This window comes from Lonepinella sp. MS14435, assembly GCF_042485795.1.
In the GTDB taxonomy this organism is placed as follows: Bacteria; Pseudomonadota; Gammaproteobacteria; order Enterobacterales; family Pasteurellaceae; genus Lonepinella.
The window spans coordinates 1,262,938-1,285,189 of the sequence record NZ_CP169368.1; the positions used below are offsets into that span (position 1 = coordinate 1,262,938).

At 39.0% G+C, this 22,252-nt stretch carries 15 protein-coding genes and 2 riboswitches; of the genes, 7 read left to right on the plus strand and 8 right to left on the minus strand.

Features of this window, described 5'->3' with window-relative positions; all coding sequences use genetic code 11:
• A complete protein-coding gene (fdnG, locus tag O1Q80_RS05995; RefSeq protein WP_386693687.1) occupies positions 1-3,054 on the minus strand; it encodes a formate dehydrogenase-N subunit alpha in 3,054 nt (1,017 codons plus the stop codon).
• A gap of 436 nt (positions 3,055-3,490) precedes the next feature.
• Between fdnG and fdhD the strand changes: the two genes are divergently transcribed.
• Positions 3,491-4,321: a formate dehydrogenase accessory sulfurtransferase FdhD gene (fdhD, locus tag O1Q80_RS06000; RefSeq protein ID WP_386693689.1), complete on the plus strand. Its 831-nt coding sequence runs from the start codon at positions 3,491-3,493 to the stop codon at positions 4,319-4,321.
• A gap of 36 nt (positions 4,322-4,357) precedes the next feature.
• Here fdhD and O1Q80_RS06005 read toward each other — a convergent pair whose 3' ends face one another.
• Positions 4,358-5,428 carry an ABC transporter substrate-binding protein gene (locus O1Q80_RS06005; protein ID WP_386693691.1) on the minus strand — a complete coding sequence of 357 codons (1,071 nt, stop codon included), beginning with the start codon at positions 5,426-5,428 and terminating at the stop codon, positions 4,358-4,360.
• An 86-nt stretch (positions 5,429-5,514) separates the two neighbouring features.
• Positions 5,515-5,607, minus strand: a riboswitch (TPP riboswitch).
• Positions 5,608-5,725: 118 nt separating this feature from the next.
• Between O1Q80_RS06005 and uvrD the strand changes: the two genes are divergently transcribed.
• The 3 genes from uvrD to thiP all read left to right on the plus strand — a co-directional run bounded on the left by uvrD (position 5,726) and on the right by thiP (position 10,857).
• Entirely contained in the window at positions 5,726-7,924 is a 2,199-nt protein-coding gene (gene uvrD / locus O1Q80_RS06010) for a DNA helicase II (RefSeq protein WP_386693693.1), read from the plus strand.
• A 117-nt stretch (positions 7,925-8,041) separates the two neighbouring features.
• A riboswitch (TPP riboswitch) is annotated at positions 8,042-8,135 on the plus strand.
• A 71-nt stretch (positions 8,136-8,206) separates the two neighbouring features.
• Entirely contained in the window at positions 8,207-9,214 is a 1,008-nt protein-coding gene (gene thiB, locus O1Q80_RS06015) for a thiamine ABC transporter substrate binding subunit (protein ID WP_386693695.1), read from the plus strand.
• The gene (gene thiP, locus O1Q80_RS06020; protein WP_386693698.1) at positions 9,190-10,857 is read left to right on the plus strand and encodes a thiamine/thiamine pyrophosphate ABC transporter permease ThiP; all 1,668 of its coding nucleotides are present in this window, start codon (positions 9,190-9,192) and stop codon (positions 10,855-10,857) included. Before thiB ends, thiP begins: the two co-directional genes overlap by 25 nt.
• A gap of 45 nt (positions 10,858-10,902) precedes the next feature.
• Here the strand turns inward: thiP and O1Q80_RS06025 are convergent, their stop codons facing one another.
• A complete protein-coding gene (locus O1Q80_RS06025) occupies positions 10,903-12,867 on the minus strand; it encodes an LTA synthase family protein (RefSeq protein WP_386693700.1) in 1,965 nt (654 codons plus the stop codon).
• Positions 12,868-12,983: 116 nt separating this feature from the next.
• Positions 12,984-13,628, minus strand: coding sequence for an adenylate kinase (gene adk / locus O1Q80_RS06030; protein ID WP_386685836.1), 645 nt, complete (start codon positions 13,626-13,628; stop codon positions 12,984-12,986).
• A 165-nt stretch (positions 13,629-13,793) separates the two neighbouring features.
• Between adk and O1Q80_RS06035 the strand changes: the two genes are divergently transcribed.
• From O1Q80_RS06035 to O1Q80_RS06045, 3 genes are read left to right on the plus strand one after another with little or no spacing between them, the layout of a single operon-like run.
• Entirely contained in the window at positions 13,794-14,372 is a 579-nt protein-coding gene (locus O1Q80_RS06035; RefSeq protein WP_386696157.1) for a VOC family protein, read from the plus strand.
• Entirely contained in the window at positions 14,373-14,687 is a 315-nt protein-coding gene (locus O1Q80_RS06040; RefSeq protein WP_386685838.1) for a hypothetical protein, read from the plus strand.
• Positions 14,688-14,703: 16 nt separating this feature from the next.
• Entirely contained in the window at positions 14,704-15,168 is a 465-nt protein-coding gene (locus O1Q80_RS06045) for a glycine zipper 2TM domain-containing protein (protein WP_386685840.1), read from the plus strand.
• A gap of 63 nt (positions 15,169-15,231) precedes the next feature.
• Here O1Q80_RS06045 and O1Q80_RS06050 read toward each other — a convergent pair whose 3' ends face one another.
• From O1Q80_RS06050 to O1Q80_RS06065, 4 genes are all read right to left on the minus strand, one after another.
• A complete protein-coding gene (locus tag O1Q80_RS06050; protein WP_386685842.1) occupies positions 15,232-16,125 on the minus strand; it encodes a DUF808 domain-containing protein in 894 nt (297 codons plus the stop codon).
• Between the two features lie 12 nt (positions 16,126-16,137).
• Positions 16,138-17,898, minus strand: a complete 1,761-nt coding sequence (gene ycaO, locus O1Q80_RS06055) for a 30S ribosomal protein S12 methylthiotransferase accessory factor YcaO (protein ID WP_386693702.1) — start codon at positions 17,896-17,898, stop codon at positions 16,138-16,140.
• A gap of 229 nt (positions 17,899-18,127) precedes the next feature.
• Positions 18,128-19,906: an ABC transporter ATP-binding protein/permease gene (locus O1Q80_RS06060; RefSeq protein ID WP_386693704.1), complete on the minus strand. Its 1,779-nt coding sequence runs from the start codon at positions 19,904-19,906 to the stop codon at positions 18,128-18,130.
• 86 nt (positions 19,907-19,992) lie between these two features.
• The gene (locus O1Q80_RS06065) at positions 19,993-22,230 is read right to left on the minus strand and encodes a TonB-dependent receptor (protein ID WP_386693706.1); all 2,238 of its coding nucleotides are present in this window, start codon (positions 22,228-22,230) and stop codon (positions 19,993-19,995) included.
• Positions 22,231-22,252 lie beyond the last annotated feature (22 nt).

Genomic DNA, 22,252 nt, shown 5'->3' on the forward strand with positions numbered 1-22,252 from the left:
CTAAGCGACTTTCTCAATGTTCACAAGGAACGTTTTATATTCTGGAGTCTGCGTATTTGCATCACCCACACGACTGGTTAACGTGTTGATTAAGAATGATTTTTTTCCTACAGTAGAGAAACCACCATGAATTGGAATGCCTACCGTATGGATTTTCTTACCGTCCACATCAAGGGATTTCACCCGTTTAGTGACTACTACTTTAGTTTTGATAAAGCCACGTTTTGAGCTAACTTTTACGGTATCACCTTGTTTAAGTCCTTTTTCTGCCGCCAAATCTTCACTGATTTCCACAAAAGGTTCAGGTTGCACAATCATATTTAACATGGATTGTTTAGTCCAGAAGTGGAAATGTTCCGTTAATCGGTAAGTGGTTCCCACATAAGGGAATTCATTGGCATGACCAAAACTTGCCTTATCATTTTCCAAAATACGTGCCACAGGGTTAGACACCACATTCGGGTGAAGTGGGTTAGTACCAATAGGCGTTTCAATAGGTTCGTAATGTTCTGGGAATGGACCCTCTACAATCTTATCTAGGGAGAATAAACGGCTCACCCCTTCTGGTTGCATAATAAATGGCGACACATTACTATTTGGTGGAGCCGTACCGAAATCGGCAATATCAATGTAATTCCAGTTTTTGCCGTTCCATTTGACTAACGGGCGTTTCGGATTCCACGGATTTCCTGCCAAATCCGCCGAAGCACGGTTATACACAATACGGCGGTTGAGAGGCCATGCAAATGTCCAACCGAGGGTGTTACCTAAGCCAGATGGATCACTATTGTCCCGATTTGCCATCATATTGCCTTTTGGTGTCCATTGCCCTGTGTAAATCCAAATCACAGATGAAGTGGAACCGTCATCACGCAATTGAGCAAAGCTAGATAATAGATCGCCTTTTTTCGCAATCAGATTACCTTGTGCATCATACAGATCTTCCAACGCATACCCATTATTTTCTTTGGCTAATTCGTCAGCTCTCGGCTCTAACGGATTGGCGTAATTCCACGTCATTGCTTCAATGGTATCAATGGAAGGACCACCTTCTTTATGATACATTTCCAACATCACTTCACGGATTTCAGATAAAATATCCACATCGGGCTTGGCTTCTTTTGGTGGTTCAGCCGCTTTCCAGTGCCATTGTAACCAACGTGCAGAGTTAGCAATAGAACCATCTTCTTCGGCGAAACAAATGGTTGGCAAGCGAATCACTTCCGTTTGAATATCGGCAGGATTGACATCATTAAATTCACCATGGAAATTCCAGAATTCAGAAGTATCTGTCGCCAATGGGTCACAAATAATCAAAAATTTCAATTTTCGCAACGCACTTGAAATCTTATTCTTATCAGGATAAGAGGCTAATGGATTATAACCTTGACAGATATAGCCATTAATTTTGCCTTGATCCATTAAGTCAATGAATTGCAAGTGATCCAGTTTCTTTTTGTACTGTTTTGGCAAATTGTGATAACCAAATTCATTGTCTTTGGTGGCGTTATCGCCATAAAACGCTTTCAGCATACTCACCATAAATTTTGGTGTATTTTGCCAATAGTTGACTTGCCCTTCAACCGTGGCTTTTGGTGTAATCCGATTTAAGAATGCTTCAAGGCTCACATCATTTTCGGTTGGTAATGGAATATAACCAGGCAACATGGTTGGGAACAAGCCCATATCAGTAGAACCCTGAACATTCGAGTGTCCACGTAACGCATTCACGCCACCACCAGATACCCCAATATTGCCTAATAATAATTGGATCATCGCCATGGAACGAATGTTTTGTGTACCCACAGTATGTTGTGTCCAACCTAAGGCATACAAGAACGATGCTGCACGATCAGGTGCGGCTGTTGATGCAATGGTTTCAGCAAATTCATAGAACGCTGTTTGTTTTGTGCCACAGATCCGTTCTACCATTTCAGGGGTATAACGTTCCACGTGTTTTTTCAACAAATTAATCACACAACGCGGATCTTGTAAGGTCATATCCCGTTTTGGTTGCCCGTTTTCATCTAATTGATAGGACCAAGTGGATTTATCATAGCTACGTTTTTCTTCATCATAGCCCGTAAATAAACCATCTTCAAACCCAAATCCTTCATTAATCAAGAAACTGGCGTTAGTGTAATGTTTAACATATTCGTGTTGGATCTTATCGTGATCTAACAAATACTTAATCACACCTAATAACAACGTAATATCCGTACCAGAACGAATAGGCGTATAAAAATCTGCTACGGCTGCCGTACGGTTAAAGCGTGGATCGACCACCATTAATTTGGCTTTATTGTGTTTTTTCGCTTCAATAACCCAGCGGAAACCTACAGGGTGTGCCTCAGCGGCATTACCGCCCATCACGATAACGACATCAGCATTTTTCATATCAACCCAGTGGTTGGTCATGGCACCGCGACCAAATGTTGGAGCAAGACTTGCTACCGTTGGTCCGTGTCAGGTACTCGCTTGGTTGTCTAATACCAACATTCCTAATGCTCGTCCCCATTTATGGGTCAGCATACAGGTTTCATTGCTGGCAGCCGAAGCGGCTAACATTCCTGTGGTTGTCCAGCGATTGACAGGCGTTCCCACTTCATTAGTGGATTGCCAGTTGGCATCACGGTCATCTTTGAGTAAACGAGCGACTTTATGAATAGCTTCATGCCAAGAAAGGCGTTCCCATTTGTCGGAACCTGGGGCGCGATATTCAGGGTATTGTAAACGGTTTGGACTGTTGACATAGTCTAATACACCAGCTCCTTTCGGGCATAATGCACCACGACTCACAGGGTGATCAGGATCCCCCTCAACATGAGTGAGTTTCCCACGAGCATTCATTGCACCATCACCGAGGCTATACATCAACATACCACAGCCGACCGCACAATAAGTACAGGTTTGGCGTGTTTCTTTGGCTCGTAAAAGTTTATATTCACGAGGTGCCGCTAAAGCAGTGGTTGGCATTAAGCCTAACGCCGCCACTGACGATCCCGCCATACCACCTGCACAGACTTTAAAGAACTTACGTCTTGAGATCTGCATAGATAATCCTTATCCAAAAAAATTTGGAAATATAGGTAGAAAATTGGTTAAGTTTAAAAAATTATAAAATGATTTATATTGCCGTTGATTGTTAATAAAAAGTTAAAAATCACTGTATAGAATACAACAATCACAGGGCTAAATCTACCTTATACAAGAAAATTATTTTGACGCAGATCACAAAAAACAAATTAAATTATCTCATAAATCAATGAAATAAGAATAGTTATCAATTAAATAGCTATAACCTGTGCTGGCGTACAGGGTTAGGCATGGTAACGATGCTCCGCATCTTGTATCGTTTAGTCACGGTGTGGCGTTACATTCCTAACACTGTATGTGAGTATTAGGCAATTTTCAGCTTATGTCACAATTTGCAGTTTAAAGCATTAAAAGGTAAAATTTCCCCAACTCAATTTGCCGATGGATACGCAATATGTCGCAAACGTTTTCATTTCCTCCATACCAAAGACGTACCATTAATACGGTTAAAAAATCCCCAACTCAACAGTTGGATATTCGACAACAGATGGATTGTTTAGCGGTAGAAACCCCAGTTGCTTTAGTCTATAACGGCATTTCTCACACCGTGATGATGTGTACCCCAATGGAGCTTGAAGATTTTGCTTATGGCTTTTCTTTAACCGAAGGCATTATTGATCAACCAAGTGATATTTATGGCATTGATATTATCACCAGTTGCCAAGGTATTGAAGTGCAAATTGAACTGGCGACTCGCTGTTTTGTTCGATTAAAAGAACTTCGCCGCACATTGACTGGCAGGACAGGGTGCGGGATTTGTGGTTCAGAACAATTAAGCCAAGTTACTAAAAAATTGGCGAAATTACACCGCACTTTGACCTTTGATTTAAACCGATTAGATGACTGTTTAACGCAAATTCAAAACGCTCAAATGTTAGGTAAGCAAACAGGCTCAACTCATGCTGCAGCTTTTTTCGATCCACAAGGCGATTTGCTGGCTATTCGGGAAGATGTGGGACGACACGTTGCATTGGATAAATTGTTAGGCTGGCACGCCAAAGCGGATAAACCACAAGGCTTTGTGTTAGTGACCAGCCGAGCCAGCTATGAAATGGTACAAAAAACCGTAACTTGTGGCATTGAAATGCTGATAGCGATTTCTGCCAGCACCGATCTTGCGGTGAAAATGGCGGAAGATTGTGATCTCACCCTGATCGGTTTTGCACGAACAGGGCGAGCGACCATTTATAGTGGCGAAGTGCGGTTAATTTTAGGTGAGTTTTAGCCTGTTTAAAGCCAATTAAAACAGGCTAATCTCATGTTAGTTATCGGCTTTGGTAGCTTCAAACCATTTTTCTAATAACCGTTTACTTTCTTCATTTGAACCGAAGCGAATAAAATCAATATCAATAAATTTTAATTTTGTCGGATCACTCGCTTTTGGTGCGGGTTGTGCGTGGATATTAGTTGGTAGTTGATAGGAATCAGCTTCTCGCCAAGGAATTTCTTGTGCTTCAGGACTAAGGAGGTAATCAACAAATAATTTAGCGTTATCTAAATTTCTCGCACCTTTAATAATACTGGTTGCCCCTAAGGTATAGCCAATTCCCTCACAAGGTAAAATCCCTTTTACGGGTGAACCTTTTTCCTGTTCTCGTACATAACCGTGCATAAAACTAATGTCCACCGCGACTTCACCCGTTGCCAAATTACCCGTGGCTAAACCGCTTTTGCTGTATTGTGCTACGTTGTTGTGTAATTTTTTTAAATAGTCGAAGGCTTGTTGCTCACCAAATAATTCAATCAAGGTGGTTAAAAAAGAATAACCCGTGCCAGATACCCGAGGATCCGCATATTGAATTTGATCTTTAAACGCAGGATCCAGTAAATCTTTAAAGCATTTTGGTTCGGGAATACCAAGTTTTGCGAGTTTTTCCGTGTTGACACCAATGCCTAATTCCATTAAATAAATAATAGAAATAAAATCACCTCGTTGTTGCATTAATTGATTAAATCTTGGCATGATGTCTTTTTGTAATGGGGAGCGATAGGATTCAAGTAAACCTTGATCTGCTGCTTGTAAATGAGGTTCTAAGGTGCCGCCGTACCAAACATCGGCTTGTGGATTACTTTTCTCGCTTTTAATTTTGCCAAGAATCGTTCCTGTACTGTTACGCACAAATTGAGTTTCCACATTGTATTTTTCGGCAAAATGTTGCGTCACTTTTTCACAAGTAACGTTTTGCACACTACAGTACACCGTCAATTTACCTTCGGCTATGGCATTGGGGCTAAATAAAACGGTTAATAAACCACAAAGTGCGGTGATTTTTAGAGAGGTTTTTCGACCTTTGGAAAAACGAGATAAATGGGATATAAAGCAGGTTTTCATTAACTTATTCCTTATATTTGATGAGTAAAATAAGCTAACACCTAAAAGGAATTTACCTTAAACAGAAAAGAACTAATTCAGGTGAATTTTTTCTTCCGTTAGTTTCCTACGTCAGCGTTAACTGTATCAGGTTCACGGGTATGTTCTCAGCTGGTACACTAGCACCCCGACTAACGCAATGCACTATAATACTTAATGCTTCATTTGTAAATAACAGGATAGTTAAAATTCTCATTGTTTTACGTCTAAAAAATGGCTATAATTTACTGTAAATAAAAACAGATTAAATTAATAATTATGGCAGATATTTCAGAATTACTTGATGGCTTAAATGATAAACAGCGTGAAGCTGTTACGGCAAAACTGGGCAATTATTTAGTATTAGCAGGGGCGGGGAGTGGAAAAACCCGTGTATTAACGCATCGGATTGCTTGGTTGGTGGCAGTGGAGGGGATTTCTGCTGGAAACATTATGGCGGTCACTTTCACTAATAAAGCAGCGGCGGAAATGCGTCATCGGATTCAACAAACCTTAATGCAACATTCCGAACAAAGTTTATTTGCTATGTGGGTTGGCACCTTTCACAGTATTGCTCATCGTTTATTGCGTTCCCATTATGCGGATGCCAAATTACCTCAAGATTTTCAAATTTTGGATAGTGAAGATCAGCTTCGTCTGGTTAAACGTTTATTAAAATTACATAACTATGATGAAAAAAATTTTCCTCCCAAACAAGCCTGTTGGTATATAAACCATCAAAAAGATGAGGGATTACGTCCACATCAAATTGAAGATATGAATAATCGTCACGAAAAAGAATGGATTCGTATTTATCAGATTTATCAAGAAACTTGTGATCGTTCTGGCTTGGTGGATTTTGCCGAAATTTTATTACGTGCCTATGAATTATTTGCCAAAAATCCATTTATTTTACAAAGTTATCAACGCCGTTTTAGTCAAATTCTGGTGGACGAATTCCAAGATACCAACAAAATTCAATATGCGTGGATTAAGCTATTAGCGGGTAAAACAGGTAATGTGATGATCGTTGGTGATGACGATCAATCTATTTATGGTTGGCGTGGTGCTCAAGTTGAAAATATCCAACATTTCTTAGAGGATTTTGCACAAGCTCAAACCATTCGTTTAGAACAAAATTATCGTTCCACGGGTAATATTTTGCAGTCCGCCAATGAATTGATTGCCAATAATAGCGATCGATTGGGTAAAAACCTTTGGACGCAAGGTGATCAAGGTGAACCTGTTGGCATTTATGCGGCGTTTAATGAGCTTGATGAAGCCTTGTTTGTGTCATCACAGATTAAAATTTGGTTAGAAGATGGGGGGAATTTACAAGATTGTGCGGTGTTATATCGTAGTAATAGTCAATCTCGGGTATTAGAAGAAGCCCTTATTCGAGCTCAAATTCCTTATCGCATTTATGGTGGAATGCGATTCTTTGAAAGACAAGAAATTAAAGATGCGTTGGCTTATCTGCGATTGGTTAATAATCCGCATGATGATGCGGCTTTTGAACGAGTGATTAATACCCCAACCAGAGGGATTGGTGATAGAACCTTAGAGGTGTTGCGTCAACTGACTCGTGAGCGACAAATTACCTTATGGCAAGCGACACAAGTGGCGATCAGCGATAATAAATTGGCAGGACGTGCGGCAACCGCATTATTGCGTTTTGTAGAATTAATCAATTCGCTTACCCAAGAAACCGTTGAAATGCCTTTATTTGCTCAGACAGATTTTGTGATTAAACATTCGGGCTTATACAAAATGTATGAACAAGAAAAAGGGGAAAAAGGCGAAGTTCGGATTGAAAACTTGGAAGAACTGGTTTCTGCTACACGAGAATTTATTAAACCTGATGAAGCGGAAGATATGTCAGATTTAACCGCTTTTTTAACCCATGCGTCTTTAGAAGCAGGGGAAGAACAAGCCAGTCCACATCAGGCTTGCGTGCAGATGATGACTTTACATTCCGCCAAAGGATTAGAATTTCCAAGAGTTTTTATGGTGGGCGTAGAAGAAGGGATTTTCCCAAGTTTTATGTCCCTAGAAGAACCAGGGCGATTAGAAGAAGAACGCCGTTTGGCTTATGTTGGAATTACCCGAGCGAAACAAAAACTGACGATTTGCTATGCAGAAAGTCGCCGTTTATATGGTAAAGAAGAACGCCATATTCCCTCTCGCTTTATTAATGAATTACCTGAACAATGTATTCAATCGGTGCGATTACGTGGTACGGTGACACGAGCCTATAATCAACAAGTTGTGTCTAAAAGTGCGGTGCAAAATAGCCAAATTTTATGTCATGACGACAGCGATTGGAAAAAAGGGCAGAAAGTTCGCCATGCTAAATTTGGGCAAGGGACGATTATTAATGTGGAAGGGGCAGATAACAATACTCGATTACAAATTGCTTTCCAAGGGCAAGGAATTAAATGGCTGATTGCTCATTTGGCAAAGTTAGAGCGTGTTTAATTATCGGAATATGATTAAGAGAATTATTTTATTCATCCTTAGATGGCACAGGGCGATTGTGGCAAAAAAACAAATTTAATTAGTTGCAAATTTGGCGTAAAAAAGATTAAACTAAAGCTGTTCTCATCGGGGTGCTTTATAAAGGCTGAGAAAATACCCGTAGAACCTGAACCGATTAATATCAGCGTAGGGATTTGAGAAAGGTCAAAAAATTTTGTCAATTTTGACCGCACTTGAATTCCTTTAATAGAGTACGCATACTCATCAATTAAAGGATTTTTTATGTCTAAATTAAAAACACTTTCTTTTTTCACCGCACTTTCCACTATTTCAACCGCTGTGTTTGCAGCTCCGCAGACTGTCAATATTTATACCGAAGAATTTTTTGGTGCAGACTGGGGACCAGGCAATGAAGTGAAACAATTATTTGAACAAGCTAATTCACAATGTGCAGTGAGTTATCAAGTATTTGATAATCGCAATACCATGTTTAACCGTTTACGTTTAGAGGGTAAAAAAACCGTTGCCGACGTTGTTATTGGTTTGGATAATTTCCAAAAAGAAGCGGCTCACCAAAGTGGATTGTTCGCCAAAACTCAGGTGGATTTAACCGCACTTTCCTTGCCTTTTGAATGGCAAGATCAAACTTTCATTCCTTATGAATTTGGACAATTTGCGTTTATTTATGATAAAACCAAATTAACCAATCCGCCAAAAACCTTAAAAGAATTAGTTGAACGCCAAGATTTACGTGTGATTTATCAAGATCCACGCACTAGCAGTATGGGACGTGGTTTTTTGGTGTGGTTAAACTTAGCTTATCCTCAACAACAAACCGAGCAAGCATGGAAAACCTTAGCCAAACATACAGTTACCGTTGGCAAGGGTTGGACTGAAACTTATGGGGCATTTTTGAAAGGGGAATCGGATCTTGTGTTTAGCCATAGCACATCACCGATTTATCATTTATTGAAAGATAAAACTGATCAATATGTTGCCACGGATTTTGCCGATGGGGCAGTTTATCAAGTGGATACCATTGCTAAAATTAATAAACCGCAGGTGAATGAATGTGCCGATAAATTTATCCAATTTATGGTAAGTCCGCAAGCTCAACAGGTGCTGATTCCCAAAAATGTCATGCTTTCTGTGAGTTCAGCAAAAATTGAACCGCACTTTGATGCGTTAAAAGCTCATCAGTTTAATGTTCAAGCTTTAGATACAGAAAAAGTAAGCAATGAAAATATCAAAAGCTGGACGGAAAAATGGCAAGCGGTGTTAAGTCAATAGGATTGTCGTCTATTTTTGCTCAATATAAACAAATAGGTCGCCAGTTAAAATGGCGACATTATGTGGCTGGACTATTGGTGTTAGGTTTGTTATTTAGCCTATATATCAATAGTTTGTTTGCCGTATTTAGCTTCGGGAATGAAAATTCAGATGGTCATTTATGGCAAGGACTATGGCATGCTTTAGTGCAAAATAGCTATGTTCGGCAAGTAGTATATTTTAGCTTTTGGCAAGCTGGCTTATCGGCATTGTTATCGGTATTCTTCGGTTGGTTGTTTGCTCGAGCGTTTTTTTATCAATCTTTTTGGGGGAAATCTTGGTTGTTGCGGATTTTCTCGCTTACCTTTGTATTGCCGTCTTTAGTGGCGGTGTTCGGTATTTTAGGCGTGTATGGGGCATCAGGTTGGTTAGCTCAACTGTGTGCAAGGTTGGGTATAGCTTGGCGACCTGATATTTATGGTTTAAGCGGTATTTTGATTGCTCATCTTTTTTTCAATATTCCCCTCGCAATGCGAATGTTTTTACAAGTCTATCAGGCTATTCCAGTCCAACAGCATCAGTTATCCGCTCAATTAGGCATTCGTGGTTGGCAGTTTATTCGTTGGATTGAATTACCTTATTTACGTCAGCAGATTTTACCTACTTTTGTGCTGATTTTTATGCTGTGTTTTACCAGTTTTGCGATTGTACTGGTACTGGGCGGTGGACCCAAATACACGACTTTGGAAGTGGCGATCTATCAAGCTATTGTATTTGATTTTGATTTAGCTAAATCCGCTCAATTTGCGACTTTGCAATTTGTCTGTTTTTTTGTGTTATTTGCGTTAAGTAGTGTGTTAGGTCGTACATCAGAAAGTCAACTAAATCAATCGGTCTGCTGGTTCGCCAAACAATCAACTGCGGTGAAAATTGAACAAGTTTTTTGTTTAATTCTATTATCTATTTTTCTACTCTTACCCCTGTTAAACACCTTGCTAAGTGCGGTCTTTTCCAACGCCATTTTTTCTGTTTGGCAACAATCTGCCTTATGGCAAGCAATGGCATATTCCTTTACGATTGCCCCATTATCAGCCTTGCTGGCGTTGATGTTGGCGGTCGGTTTATTATTAGCATCACGTCGGTTACATTGGCAAGGGCTACACCGAATGTCAAACGCTATTATTAATATCACGATGGTTATTCTGGCGGTGCCAATGTTAATGTTAGCCACGGGTTTATTTTTGTGGCTAAAAGACTGGCAATTTTCCACCGTACAATTATTTGTGTTGATTATTTTATGCAACGCTGTGCTGGCTTTACCTTTTGTTATCCGCATTTTGGCAGTGCCAATGCAAAATAACTTGACCTACTACGAACGCCTTTGTCAATCGTTAGGGATTACTGGCTGGACTCGTTTTAAATTGATCGAATGGCAAGCCTTGAGCCAACCAGTGAAATATGCGTTTGCTTTGGCAAGTTGTTTGTCTTTGGGCGATTTCACTGCCATAGCGTTATTTGGCAATCAAGATTTTAGTTCTTTACCTTATTTATTGTATCAACAGTTAGGCAGTTATCGAGGGGAACAAGGGGCGGTGACAGCATTAGTGTTGTTAGTGAGTTGTTTTTTGGTATTTAGTGTGGTGGAAAATACCAAACAATCATAATGATCAATACCCTGAACTAGTGCAGGGTATTGATCTCATATATTTTTACTTCTTACTATCTCCAAGTTGATACAAACGTTGTTTATAAGCATAGCTTCCCCACAGGGAATAGGCTAACGCTTGTTTTTTCATTTCATCATTACCCTCAATAGCAGTTAATGTTTTGCTGTCTGGTGAATAAACATAACTTTCTGCTGGTTTGCCTTGTTGTAAAATCACAGTTTCTAACTGATTATTTTGCATTCGCATATAACCAAAGGTTTTGTCGTATTGCATTAAAGCACGATTGGGATCTTCTGGACGAGTGAGATCGTAGCCTAGCATCGGATAATTAGCACTGATACCAATTAGTGATAAAAGTGTAGTCGGCATATCAATTTGGCTGACTAAGCGAGGATCACGTCTTGCTTCAATATCCTTACCTAAAATTAACGCTGGAATATGGAAATGTTGCACTGGCACTAACGCCGCTCCGCCTACACGAGAATCGTGATCAGCAATGATTAAGAAAATCGTATCATTCCAATAATCGGATTGTTTGGCTAAATCAAAGAACAACCCTGTGGCAAAATCTGCATATTTGGCAGCATTATTTCTGGTGGCTTGTGGTTGTTCATACAAGTCAATTTTACCCACTGGAAATTCAAAAGGATCGTGATTGCTTGAGGTAAACACTAAGCTAAAGAATGGTTTGCCTTGTTGATGTAATTGATTAAAGGTGTCGTTGGCTTTATTAAACAAATCTTCATCACTTACGCCCCAAGTAGCGGTAAAATGTGGATTAACATAATCTTTTTCATCAATAATTTGCTGGAAACCGTTGCCATAGAAAAAGCTCGCCATATTATCAAAATGTTTTTCACCGCCGTAAATAAAGGATGTGTGATAGCCTTGTTTACTTAATAATTCAGCGATAGTGAAAAAGCCTTGCTGACTACCTGGTAATTTCACTACAGAACGAGCTGGGGTTGGCGTAAATCCTGCGGTGACGGCTTCAATTCCACGCACTGAACGTGTACCCGTGGCATACAGATTTTCAAATAACCAACCTTGTTTGGCGAGTTCATCAATTTTCGGTGAAAGTGGTTTTCCGCCTAACGTACCGATAAATTGTGCCCCTAAACTTTCTTCCAAGATAATCACCAAGTTTTTTGGTTTACCTTGATAACTGGCTTGATTTTGACTTAGGGTTGGTAATTCTGTTGAAATATAGTCAGATTCAGGACGATTACGCACGGCTTTTAAGGTACTAATCACTTCATCTAACGGCATTTTTCCGTAAATTTCCGCTGCATTGCCTTCATCTTTCATTTGTTGAATTGCAAAGAGTAGAGAATAGCCAGAGCTTAATACCAACGAATTAACTAAAGGATCGGGTGAGAAAGCTACCATCGCAGGATTAATGCCGCGGTGTTCTAAACTAGATCTTGCACCTAAAAAGGTGATACCACCAATTAATAAAAAGACGAGTGGTCGAGTGATTAATTGATTGTGCCATTTAGGATAAATGATATTTTTAAAGGCGTTATTTGCTAGTTTCCAGAATAAAAAAGCACAAAGTGCGGTTAAAATTGGGGCAGAAATTAATGCCGCTAAGTGTCCATTCCATAACATGGTGAACACTTCTTTGGGGTTGACCAAGTATTCTACAAATAAACGATTAGGACGAAGATCATAAGTATTGATAAAAGCAGGGGTTGCAAATTCCATAAAGAGCAGGAATGTACTTTCTATGACTAAGCCAATTTTTATCACACTTTGGATGAATTGCCCAAATTTATTTTTACCCGTAAAGAATATGCTTAAGATGATTAATGGTGAAAATAACCAACATAGAGCAGAGATGTCAATTCGAATACCATTTAAGAAAAGTTGAACCCAGTTACTAAACTCGCCAATACGTTCACTTTGCCATAAGGAAAGCCCTAATCGGCTGATAGATAACAGTATTAAATTGACAATAAAAAAGATAAAAAGAGGATAGATTGGACCTGATAAGCGTTTGAACATAATATATTCCTTGTTAACTATATCCCATGGTTTGAATAAAAATAATAATCAAGAGCCATTATTAGCATAAAAAAGAGTGCAAAATTGATTGATCTGCACTCTTTTTATATTGTCGATTAAGATAAGATTTTATCTAATTCCGCACTCACTTCTTCTACTTTTTTAGTACCGTCTAAACGGAAGTATTTAGTATCGCTAGATTTTGCTTCTGCTTGGTAGTAATCCACTAATGGTTTAGTAGTGTTGTGATAGACCTTTAAACGGTCTAATACCGTTTCTGGTTTATCATCTGCACGGATAATTAAATCTTCACCCGTAATGTCATCTTTTCCCTCTACTTTTGGCGGGTTATAAACCACGTGATAAGTTCGACCTGAGGCTTGGTGAACACGGCGACCACTCATCCGTTCAACGATCACCTCATCTGGCACATCAAATTCTAAAACATAATCAATACTAATACCGACCGATTTTAACGCATCGGCTTGTGGAATAGTGCGAGGGAAACCGTCTAATAGGAAACCTTTTTCACAGTCTTTTTGTGCAACACGATTTTTTACTAAAGCAATAATTAAATCATCTGGTACTAATTGACCAGCGTCCATTAAGGTTTTAGCTTGTTTACCTAAATCTGTACCAGCTTTAATGGCTGCTCGTAACATATCGCCAGTCGAAATTTGTGGAATACCGAATTTATTCATAATAAATTGAGCTTGTGTTCCTTTCCCTGCACCTGGTGCACCTAGTAAAATAATTTTCATAATATTCTCCAATAATAAAAAATAGTAAAATTTTAAGACGATATACCTTACATCTGTCTTTTAGTAAGTTCAAGTATTATAAGGTAAATTTGTATATTATCTTAGCCATAATTGTTATATTATGGCAAATTGTTTATGTTTTACTCTTATTTAGAGGTGCTAACTATGTCTTCTGCTTTATTTTCCTACTCTGATCTGACCACATTGGCTGAATTTGAGCATTTTCAACAAAAAATTAGTCAGCTAGCTCAAGTGATGGGGATAGATTTAATGAAATATGAAATTGATCATCTGGCAGTACGAGTAAATAGTGATAAAAATGTTAAAAATTGGTTGGCGTTATTAATGAAGTTCGGTACAATTCTAAGCGACAATATTGTTAACGACAGGAGAATTTATTTAATACAATTAAATGAACCGTTAATATTATTAGGGAAATCAGTGGATATTGTCGAATTACCGTTTCCTAAAAATAAATGTTATCCATTGGAATCGTGGGAACATATTGAGATTGTTATACCATTTGAGGAAGATGAAAGTGTTTCACAATGGTTAAGCCGTCTTGAAAAAAAATTTTTATGGAACAAATTAACAACGCTTAGTGTTAAAGTGAGTGTACCAAAAGTTGATGGTGAACGATTACCAAATCCATCAATCGCCGTAAGTTTTGCTGATAAAAGTGAGAATTCCGTGTGCATCAAGGTTCATCCCTATAACATTAAGAATATTATTGAGGTTTGGTGAATGAAAAAATTTACTTTAGCATTAGCTATATTTGTACTGGGATTATCTGCTTGTTCAAGCAAATTTGATGATAATTCTTACAAAGGAACTATCTTATCTAGTCAATATGCAGGTGATGACTTAAAATTAACTGTAAGAAAGGATAACTGTGAAGGTAATAAGCATCAAGAGGTAGCCGAAACAGTTACAGAAGTAGTACAATATGATTCAGATATAGTGACTGGTTCTTGCATCCGAGTATATGAAGATAGAGTAGATAATATTTCTCGCTCTGAATCACGTTCTTGGGTATCAAGAGTTGGTATTGTTCTATAAATAAAGGTTAATTAACATGAAAAAAATTACATTAGCATTAGCAATTCTTACCGCTGTCGGCGTGACGGGTTGTGCTAATACAGATATCTATAGTGGTGATGTGTATTCAGGAAATCAATCAAAAGAAGCACGTTCAATTAGCTATGGTACTATCGTTTCTGCTCGTTCTGTTAAAATTCAAGCAGATAATCAAGGTGTGCTTGGTACAGTAGGTGGTGGTGTGCTTGGCGGTGTTGCTGGTTCTACTATTGGTGGCGGTAGAGGTCAAGTGTTAGCAAGTGCGGTTGGTGCGGTTGCTGGTGCTGTAATCGGTAGCAAGGTCGAAGAAAAAGCAACTCAGGTTGACTCTTTAGAAATTACTATTAAGAAAGATGATGGTAACGAAATCGTTGTTGTGCAAAAATACGATGAGAAGTTAACTAAAGCAGGTACTCGTGTTCGCATTGTTGGCGGTTCAAGTCTAAATGTTTCTGCTTTGTAATTAGATGTTGTGAATAAAAAAGCCCTTTGAGAATAAGTCAAAGGGTTTTTTATTTAAGTTAATTTACTCGCTTTGAACGGAATTTTTACTAAATAACGCAATTAAAGGTAATAAAATTGCACAACTAATAGCACCGATTAGAATCCCAATGAATAAATCAACTAAAAAAGAAAAATAACTATTAATTTGTAGGCTTTCAATAAAGTGGTGTAATACGGGTAAATAATGCACAAAAATCCCACCGCCCACTAAAAACATGGCGATCACTCCAATCACTGATAAGGATTTCATAAACCAAGGCATAAAAAACAGTAAAAACTTACCAATTTGCTGTGCTACGGTGTTTTCTTTCTGGATTAACCACAAACCAATATCATCTAATTTTACGATGAAAGCAACTAATCCATATACAAAAACCGTAATGCCAATACCTACTGCTAATAATGTCAATATTTTAGGTAATAATTCAGCTTCTTGAATTGAACCTAAGGCAATAATGATTATTTCTGCGGAGAGAATAAAATCCGTTTTAATTGCACCTCTGATTCTATCTGTTTCGTTACTATTGTTGCTATTACTAGTTTCTAAAGTGCGGTCTAAATCATCATGATTTTTATGCAAAAATTTATGGACTAATTTTTCCATGCCTTCAAAGCATAAATAAGCACCGCCGATCATTAACAGAATATTAATAAATGAGGGTAAATATATAGCAAATAATAAGGCTATGGGAATCAGAATAAATTTATTCCATAGTGATCCTTTTGCCACCGACCACACGATCGGCAATTCTCGACTCGCCGCAATGTCTTTTCCGCTTACTTGGTTAGCGTTTAAGGTTAGATCATCGCTGATCACTCCAACCGTTTTCTTGGCTGCGACTTTGGTCATTAACGCTACATCATCTAATACCGATGCAATATCATCGAGTAAGGTAAATAAGGAACTAAATGCCATTTTTTCTCCTATTTACTTCCAATTTTCTTTTTTAGCTTTTTGTAATTTAGCATAAGCAGCAAGTAATTTTTGATGTGCTGCAAATTTTTGTAAATGCTCATCATCTGCCAATAAATCATAGAACGGATTACCACCATTTACCGCTTTCCACGCAAAATCCACCGTACTTTTACCGTACATTTTCTCAAACACTTCCCGATATTGTTCAGGTTCACGATCTTCATCAAGGAATAACTCTATACTACTGATTAAGCAACGATAGTAGTTGGCACGTTCTGGTGTGAACACGGAGCAGTTCATATTGTATGCCCAATTCGCCCAGTCTAATGCCAATTCCAAATCACCTAAAGCGAGATAAAGCATTGATTTTAATTCACCCACACGTAAGGTCGTCCAACCTGATTTGGGTGGTGGCACAATACCGATAAATTCACGCACACGGGTAGCATCATCAATGCCTTGCTCGTCTAATTCGTCCAATAATTCTTGATAAGTATCTGCATCGTGGTGGAAGTGCGGTAAATCTAACAGGATTTCACGCCAGTCCATACCCATATTATTATTAGCGTATATTAAATCGTCCACAGGGTAAATATCCGACATTGACGGCACGATAATACGGCAAGCATACACATCTAAATGATTGTAATCCATAATATAAACTTCTTTGCCGTCCGCATTAAAGATAGACATTAGATTATGATATTCTTGTTCCGTGTTGCCCGAAAAATCCCAATGCACAAACGGATAATCCGCTTGTTGTTTAAATAAATCCCACGAAATTAAACCGCTCGAATCAATAAAGTGGGTTTCTAAATTGGCATGTTCTGCTACATCATCATTATTAAAAGACGGGGGAGTAAACACGTCTAAATCTTTTAAGCTACGCCCTTGCAACAATTCCGTCACCGTCCGCTCAAATGCCACTTGGAAATTTGGGTGAGCCCCAAAGGAAGCAAAACAAGTACCATTGTTAGGATTAAGCAGAATCACACAAATGACAGGGTATTTTCCCCCTAATGAAGCATCGTAGGCTAAAATCGGAAAACCTTCCTGTTCTAATTTTTCAATAGAGGCTTGAATAGTCGGATATTGAGCAATCACTTCCGCTGGGATTTTTGGCAAACTAATGGCTTCTGCAATAATGCGATTTTTCACATAACGTTCAAAGACTTCCGATAAGCCTTGTACACGAGCTTCATTCTTAGTGTTACCTGCCGACATACCGTTGGATACATACAGATTGGCAATAATGCTTTGCGGAATATACACAGTTTGTTGATCCGATTGACGAATATAAGGCATCGCTACGATACCACGATCATAATTACCTGATTGCAGATCCACTAATAATTCAGGGGTTAATTCTCCCTCAGGATCGTAATAACCGAGCAAATAATCATCTAAAATGCCTTCTGGCAACAAATCCTCATCATCAATTTCAAACCATTTTTCAGTTGGGTAGTGAACGAACTCGCCGTTGGCAATATCTTGTCCTAAATAATAATCCGCAAAGAAATAGTTAGTGGAAAGACGTTCAAAATATTCGCCTAACGCTGATGCCAATGCGGCTTTTTTACTCGCACCTTTGCCGTTAGAAAAACATTGTGGACAATCACGATCCCGAATATGCACCGACCACACATTCGGCACAGGATTAAGCCAAGAGGCTTCTTCAATATTGAAACCAAGTGCGGTTAATTTTTGTTGAAATTTTGCGATACTGTCTTCAAGGGCAGCATCTTTGCCTAGGATAAAGGTTTGTTCTGTCATAAGAGCTTCCTGTTTTAAATAAATTGGTGGGGTTGCCCCCTTCGCCCTTCGGGCACTTCCCCCCGCAAGCAGGGGGAAGGAAATCGCTTCTTTTTTGTCATTTCAAGAGAATGACAACTCTTTGTCTCTTCGTCCATCTGGTATTTCTCCCTGCAAGTAAGGGGAAGGATATATGAGAAATTTTCGCTCCCCCTGCTTGCGGGGGGAGCTGTCCGCAGGACTGAGGGGGCTATTGCAGAATATCATCAATTCGACATATCCCCAAATCAAACACCTTATTATGAAATTGGTGTAGTGTACCACGATGTCCAATACTTAACACAATCATATTCGGTAGTTTTTCACGAATTTTGCGGTACAGAATATATTCGGTCGGCTCATCAAGGGCGGAGGTGGTTTCATCTAAAAACACAATGTTCGGCTTAGTTAGGAAAATACGAATAAATGCCACCCGTTGTAATTCCCCTGGGGAAAGGGTAGCTTGCCAGTCGTTTTCTTGATCCAATGCGTGAATATAATTGCTTAGACGGCATTTTTCCATATATAGCTCTAAATCAGCATGGTGAGGATCTATATTAGGATAACAAATCGCCTGACGCAATGTGCCTTGTGGCATATAAGGGCGTTGCGGTAAAAACAGTACATTGGCATTACAAGGGCGTTCGCAATAACCAAAAGTTTCAAAGGGATAGATCCCTGCAATGGCTTTCAATAAAGTAGTTTTGCCCGCTCCAGATGGTCCTTGAATTAACAGTGCATCACCAGCATTAAGCTCTAAATTGACTTGTTGTAACAAGACTTCGCCGTGCTGATCTTTTAAACCGAAATCTTTTAATTTAATGCCTAAACCACATTCTATTGGTTGAATAATCTGTTGTTTATCAAGCTGATCTAAGGTAAACATAAAATCATACAAACGGTTTAAGCGTGCTTGATACAGGGTGAATTGTTCATAAAACAAACGGAAAAATGACAATGCACGCATTAAACGGTTAAAGGCTTGCACGGTTTGGTGCATATCGCCTAAGGTGGCAAGCCCTGCAAAAAAGCGAGGGGCTTGTAGCATTAAAGGTAAAATCATGGCAAATTGAGTGACACCCGTATTAAAGCCATCTAAACCCAACATACGGCGAACTATCGTCCAACGGTTTTGAATAATTTGATTAAATTTGGCTTTTAAATGGGAATATTCCTGTGTTTCGCCGTCATAGAATGCGATACTTTCTGCATTATCGCGTACCCGAATTAAGGAATAACGATAATCCCCAGCGTATTTTTCTTTGGCATAATTTAATTTGATTAACGGATAACCAATCCATACGGACATTGCCGTGGCGAGGATAATAAAAGTATAAATAAAAAATACGGTTCCTTTGGGAATTTCAATGCCAAATAAGGGAAGTAAGCCAGATAGTCCCCACAAAATGACGGTAAACTCAATAATCGCTACGATTGATCCGATCATGCCATCTAACAGTTCTACTGTTCCTGTAATAAATTCGCGAGCATCTTGTTCAATACGTTGGTCGATATTATCGGGTAAATCTTTTTCATATTTAATTCGATAGTAGTTTTTATATTGTAACCAGCGGTGGAGCATTTCTTCGTTCATTTTTTCCAGCCAACGAATTTCAAATACTTGACGGACGAGATAATTCAAAATGGAATGGATAATTTTAAAACCTACCAGCATGGCATTTAACAAGGCAAAAAACCAAAAAGCATCGGCTTTTTTGTCTTGTAATGAGCTATATAATCCGTTGTAAAAGAAAGAGTTGAGTACGCTAATACGAACTTCTAATAGGATAAAAATGAGGAGCAACAGTATCAAACTCATCATTTTGAACTGGTTGCTATTTTGTATGCAAGGCTTTGTGATCAACCAGAATTTTTTTCCAAAGGCGGTTTTCCGCAATAAAAGTGCGGTGCAAAATAATCCTAAATTTAACCAAAAGAGAGTGGTGAGAAGCCAACTAAAACTGTTATTTAATTCTGTTTGCCAGTTCATAAGATATTTTCAAATATGATTTAATTCATTATCATACAACAAAAGGGGCAGTTTATCCGCCCCTTGTGAATAAGTCAAAATGTAAATTAGAATGAATATTCAACCGTTGTCCAATACGTTCTTGGCATACCTAACACGGCGAAGCTACGGTCGTATTGACCACGTTGTACTTGCCAATAGGCTTTGTTGAATAAGTTTTCGACTTGAGCTCTCACAGTGATAGCGTGACCGTTACCCAATTTGGTATGGTACTTCGCTCCAGCATCTACTAAGGTGTATGATGGGAAAGCGTAAGTTTTTTGCGTATCTTGGTAAGATTTGCCAAAGTGTTGTATATTGGTGCTTAAAGTTAAACCTTGGATAAATGGCGTATCCCATTCAATCCCTGCTTTACCTACCCAACGTGGATTCGCCACTTGATAACCATTGACTAAATTATCTGCATAGTTTGGATAATCTTTCACTTTAGATTGTAAGTACATAATACCTAAACTTGGACGCACAGTTTTATCTAACAAATTAGCGTAGATATTAAACTCAATACCACGGTTGCGTTCAATACCTTGAGAATCCCCAGCCGATGCACCTGATGTATTAAAGTCAGTACCTCTTGTGGCATTACCACGCCAGTACCCCTCACGGCGAACTTGGAATACGTTAAATGAAGTCACTACATCTCCCCAGTTTTTACGCACGCCTAATTCTAATTGACGGCTAACACGTGGTTTTGACATTGTTGTATTACCACTGTCATCGGTTTTAATGTCCGCAGGTTCTAAATCTTCCATATAGTTACCGTAGAACACGAGGTCAGGGTTAGGTAAGTAAGACACCATAAACATTGGGCTAAAGCGATGTGCATCACCTTTCGCTTGTTTGATATTATCTTTATAAGATGCCCATTGGAAACGACCACCTAAAGTGACACGGAATTTATCTTCCGCAAAACCAAGTGTATCTGATAGGGCAAGGCTATTTGCACGGATCGTTGCATCTAAGTTTGGATTAGCTTCAAAACCATTACTAAATACATTGCCTTGCGGAATGTTGGCTAATTGTTGGGCTAAAGTTTGTCCTGCTGCATTTCCATAAGGATAAATGGTTAAGTTTTGGTTTGGTGCTTGAGATGTACCACGATAGGTTTGACGACGACGATCAATGTGATCGAATGAGGTACTCCAGTTGTGGCTTACTGAACCTGTTGAGAATTCACCACGAGCGGCTAAGTTACTGCTTAAAGTTTGGAAACGTTGATCGGTCATACGAGAACGTCCCGCATTGTAAGATTGACCATCTGTAGATGGGGTAGCAGAAGCAAAGTTACCATAATAACGAGCATCGTTATAACCGATTCCGCCCGAAATTTGGAAGTTATAGTCAGTGTAGTAGTCAAAGGTCAGCATATTAGTTTGACTACGGGTATCTTGTGCTTGCCAACTTGGTTGAAGATTATTTTCACCATCTAAGGCATCAAATAAACGGGCTTTAGTATTTTGAATATCTTGAATACGCGCACGACCGCCCTCGGTTTTACGTTTCGCATAGAAACTATCGAAAGACACATAAAGTTTATCGCCACTATAATCCGCATTTAAAGAAAATTCTTTATTGTCTTCCCAGTAGCCTGTGCGAGGGGTATCGCCCTCACGCATTTTACCATTCACACGTACACCGAATTGTTTGCTTTCGCCAAAACGTTGACCTAAGTCAAAGGTACCTTGTAAACGATTGTCGCTAAAATAGCCTACACCCACTTTACGGTTGCCTTGATCACTAGCACGTTTGGTTTCAATATTGACTGCACCTGCTGTTGCCCCCTCAGGATCCATGCCTGAAAGTGCGGTATTTCCGCCTTTAATTAATTGTACAGAATCCGCATACACGCTTGATGTGCCTTGTGTACCATACATTCCAGCCAAGCCGTTTACGCTAAATTGACGGGCATCTAATTGATAACCACGGAAATATAAACCTGTTAAGGTATTGGTTTCACCACCAAATTGCCAAGTTGAGGCATCTTTTTTAGCAACCACATCCACTAAAGTACGTGCTTGTGTATCATCAATCACTTTGGCATCATATTTTACTACCGTCACAGGGGCGGTGAAGTTAGTGGCACGACCTAATAAACCTAAGTTTACGCTGTCTTGTAATTTACCGTCACTAGCAACAGAATAAGAGCGATAGCTTGCTGGTTCATGAAGACTGTCAGAAACTTCAATCGCATCAAGCTGTTCGGTTGTTTGCTGACTTGTTTCAGCATAAGCACCCAAAGAAACACCAGCAAAAAGTGCGGTGTAAATTAAGCTAAACTTGAATTTCATTAGATTACCCTTAATCAAAAAT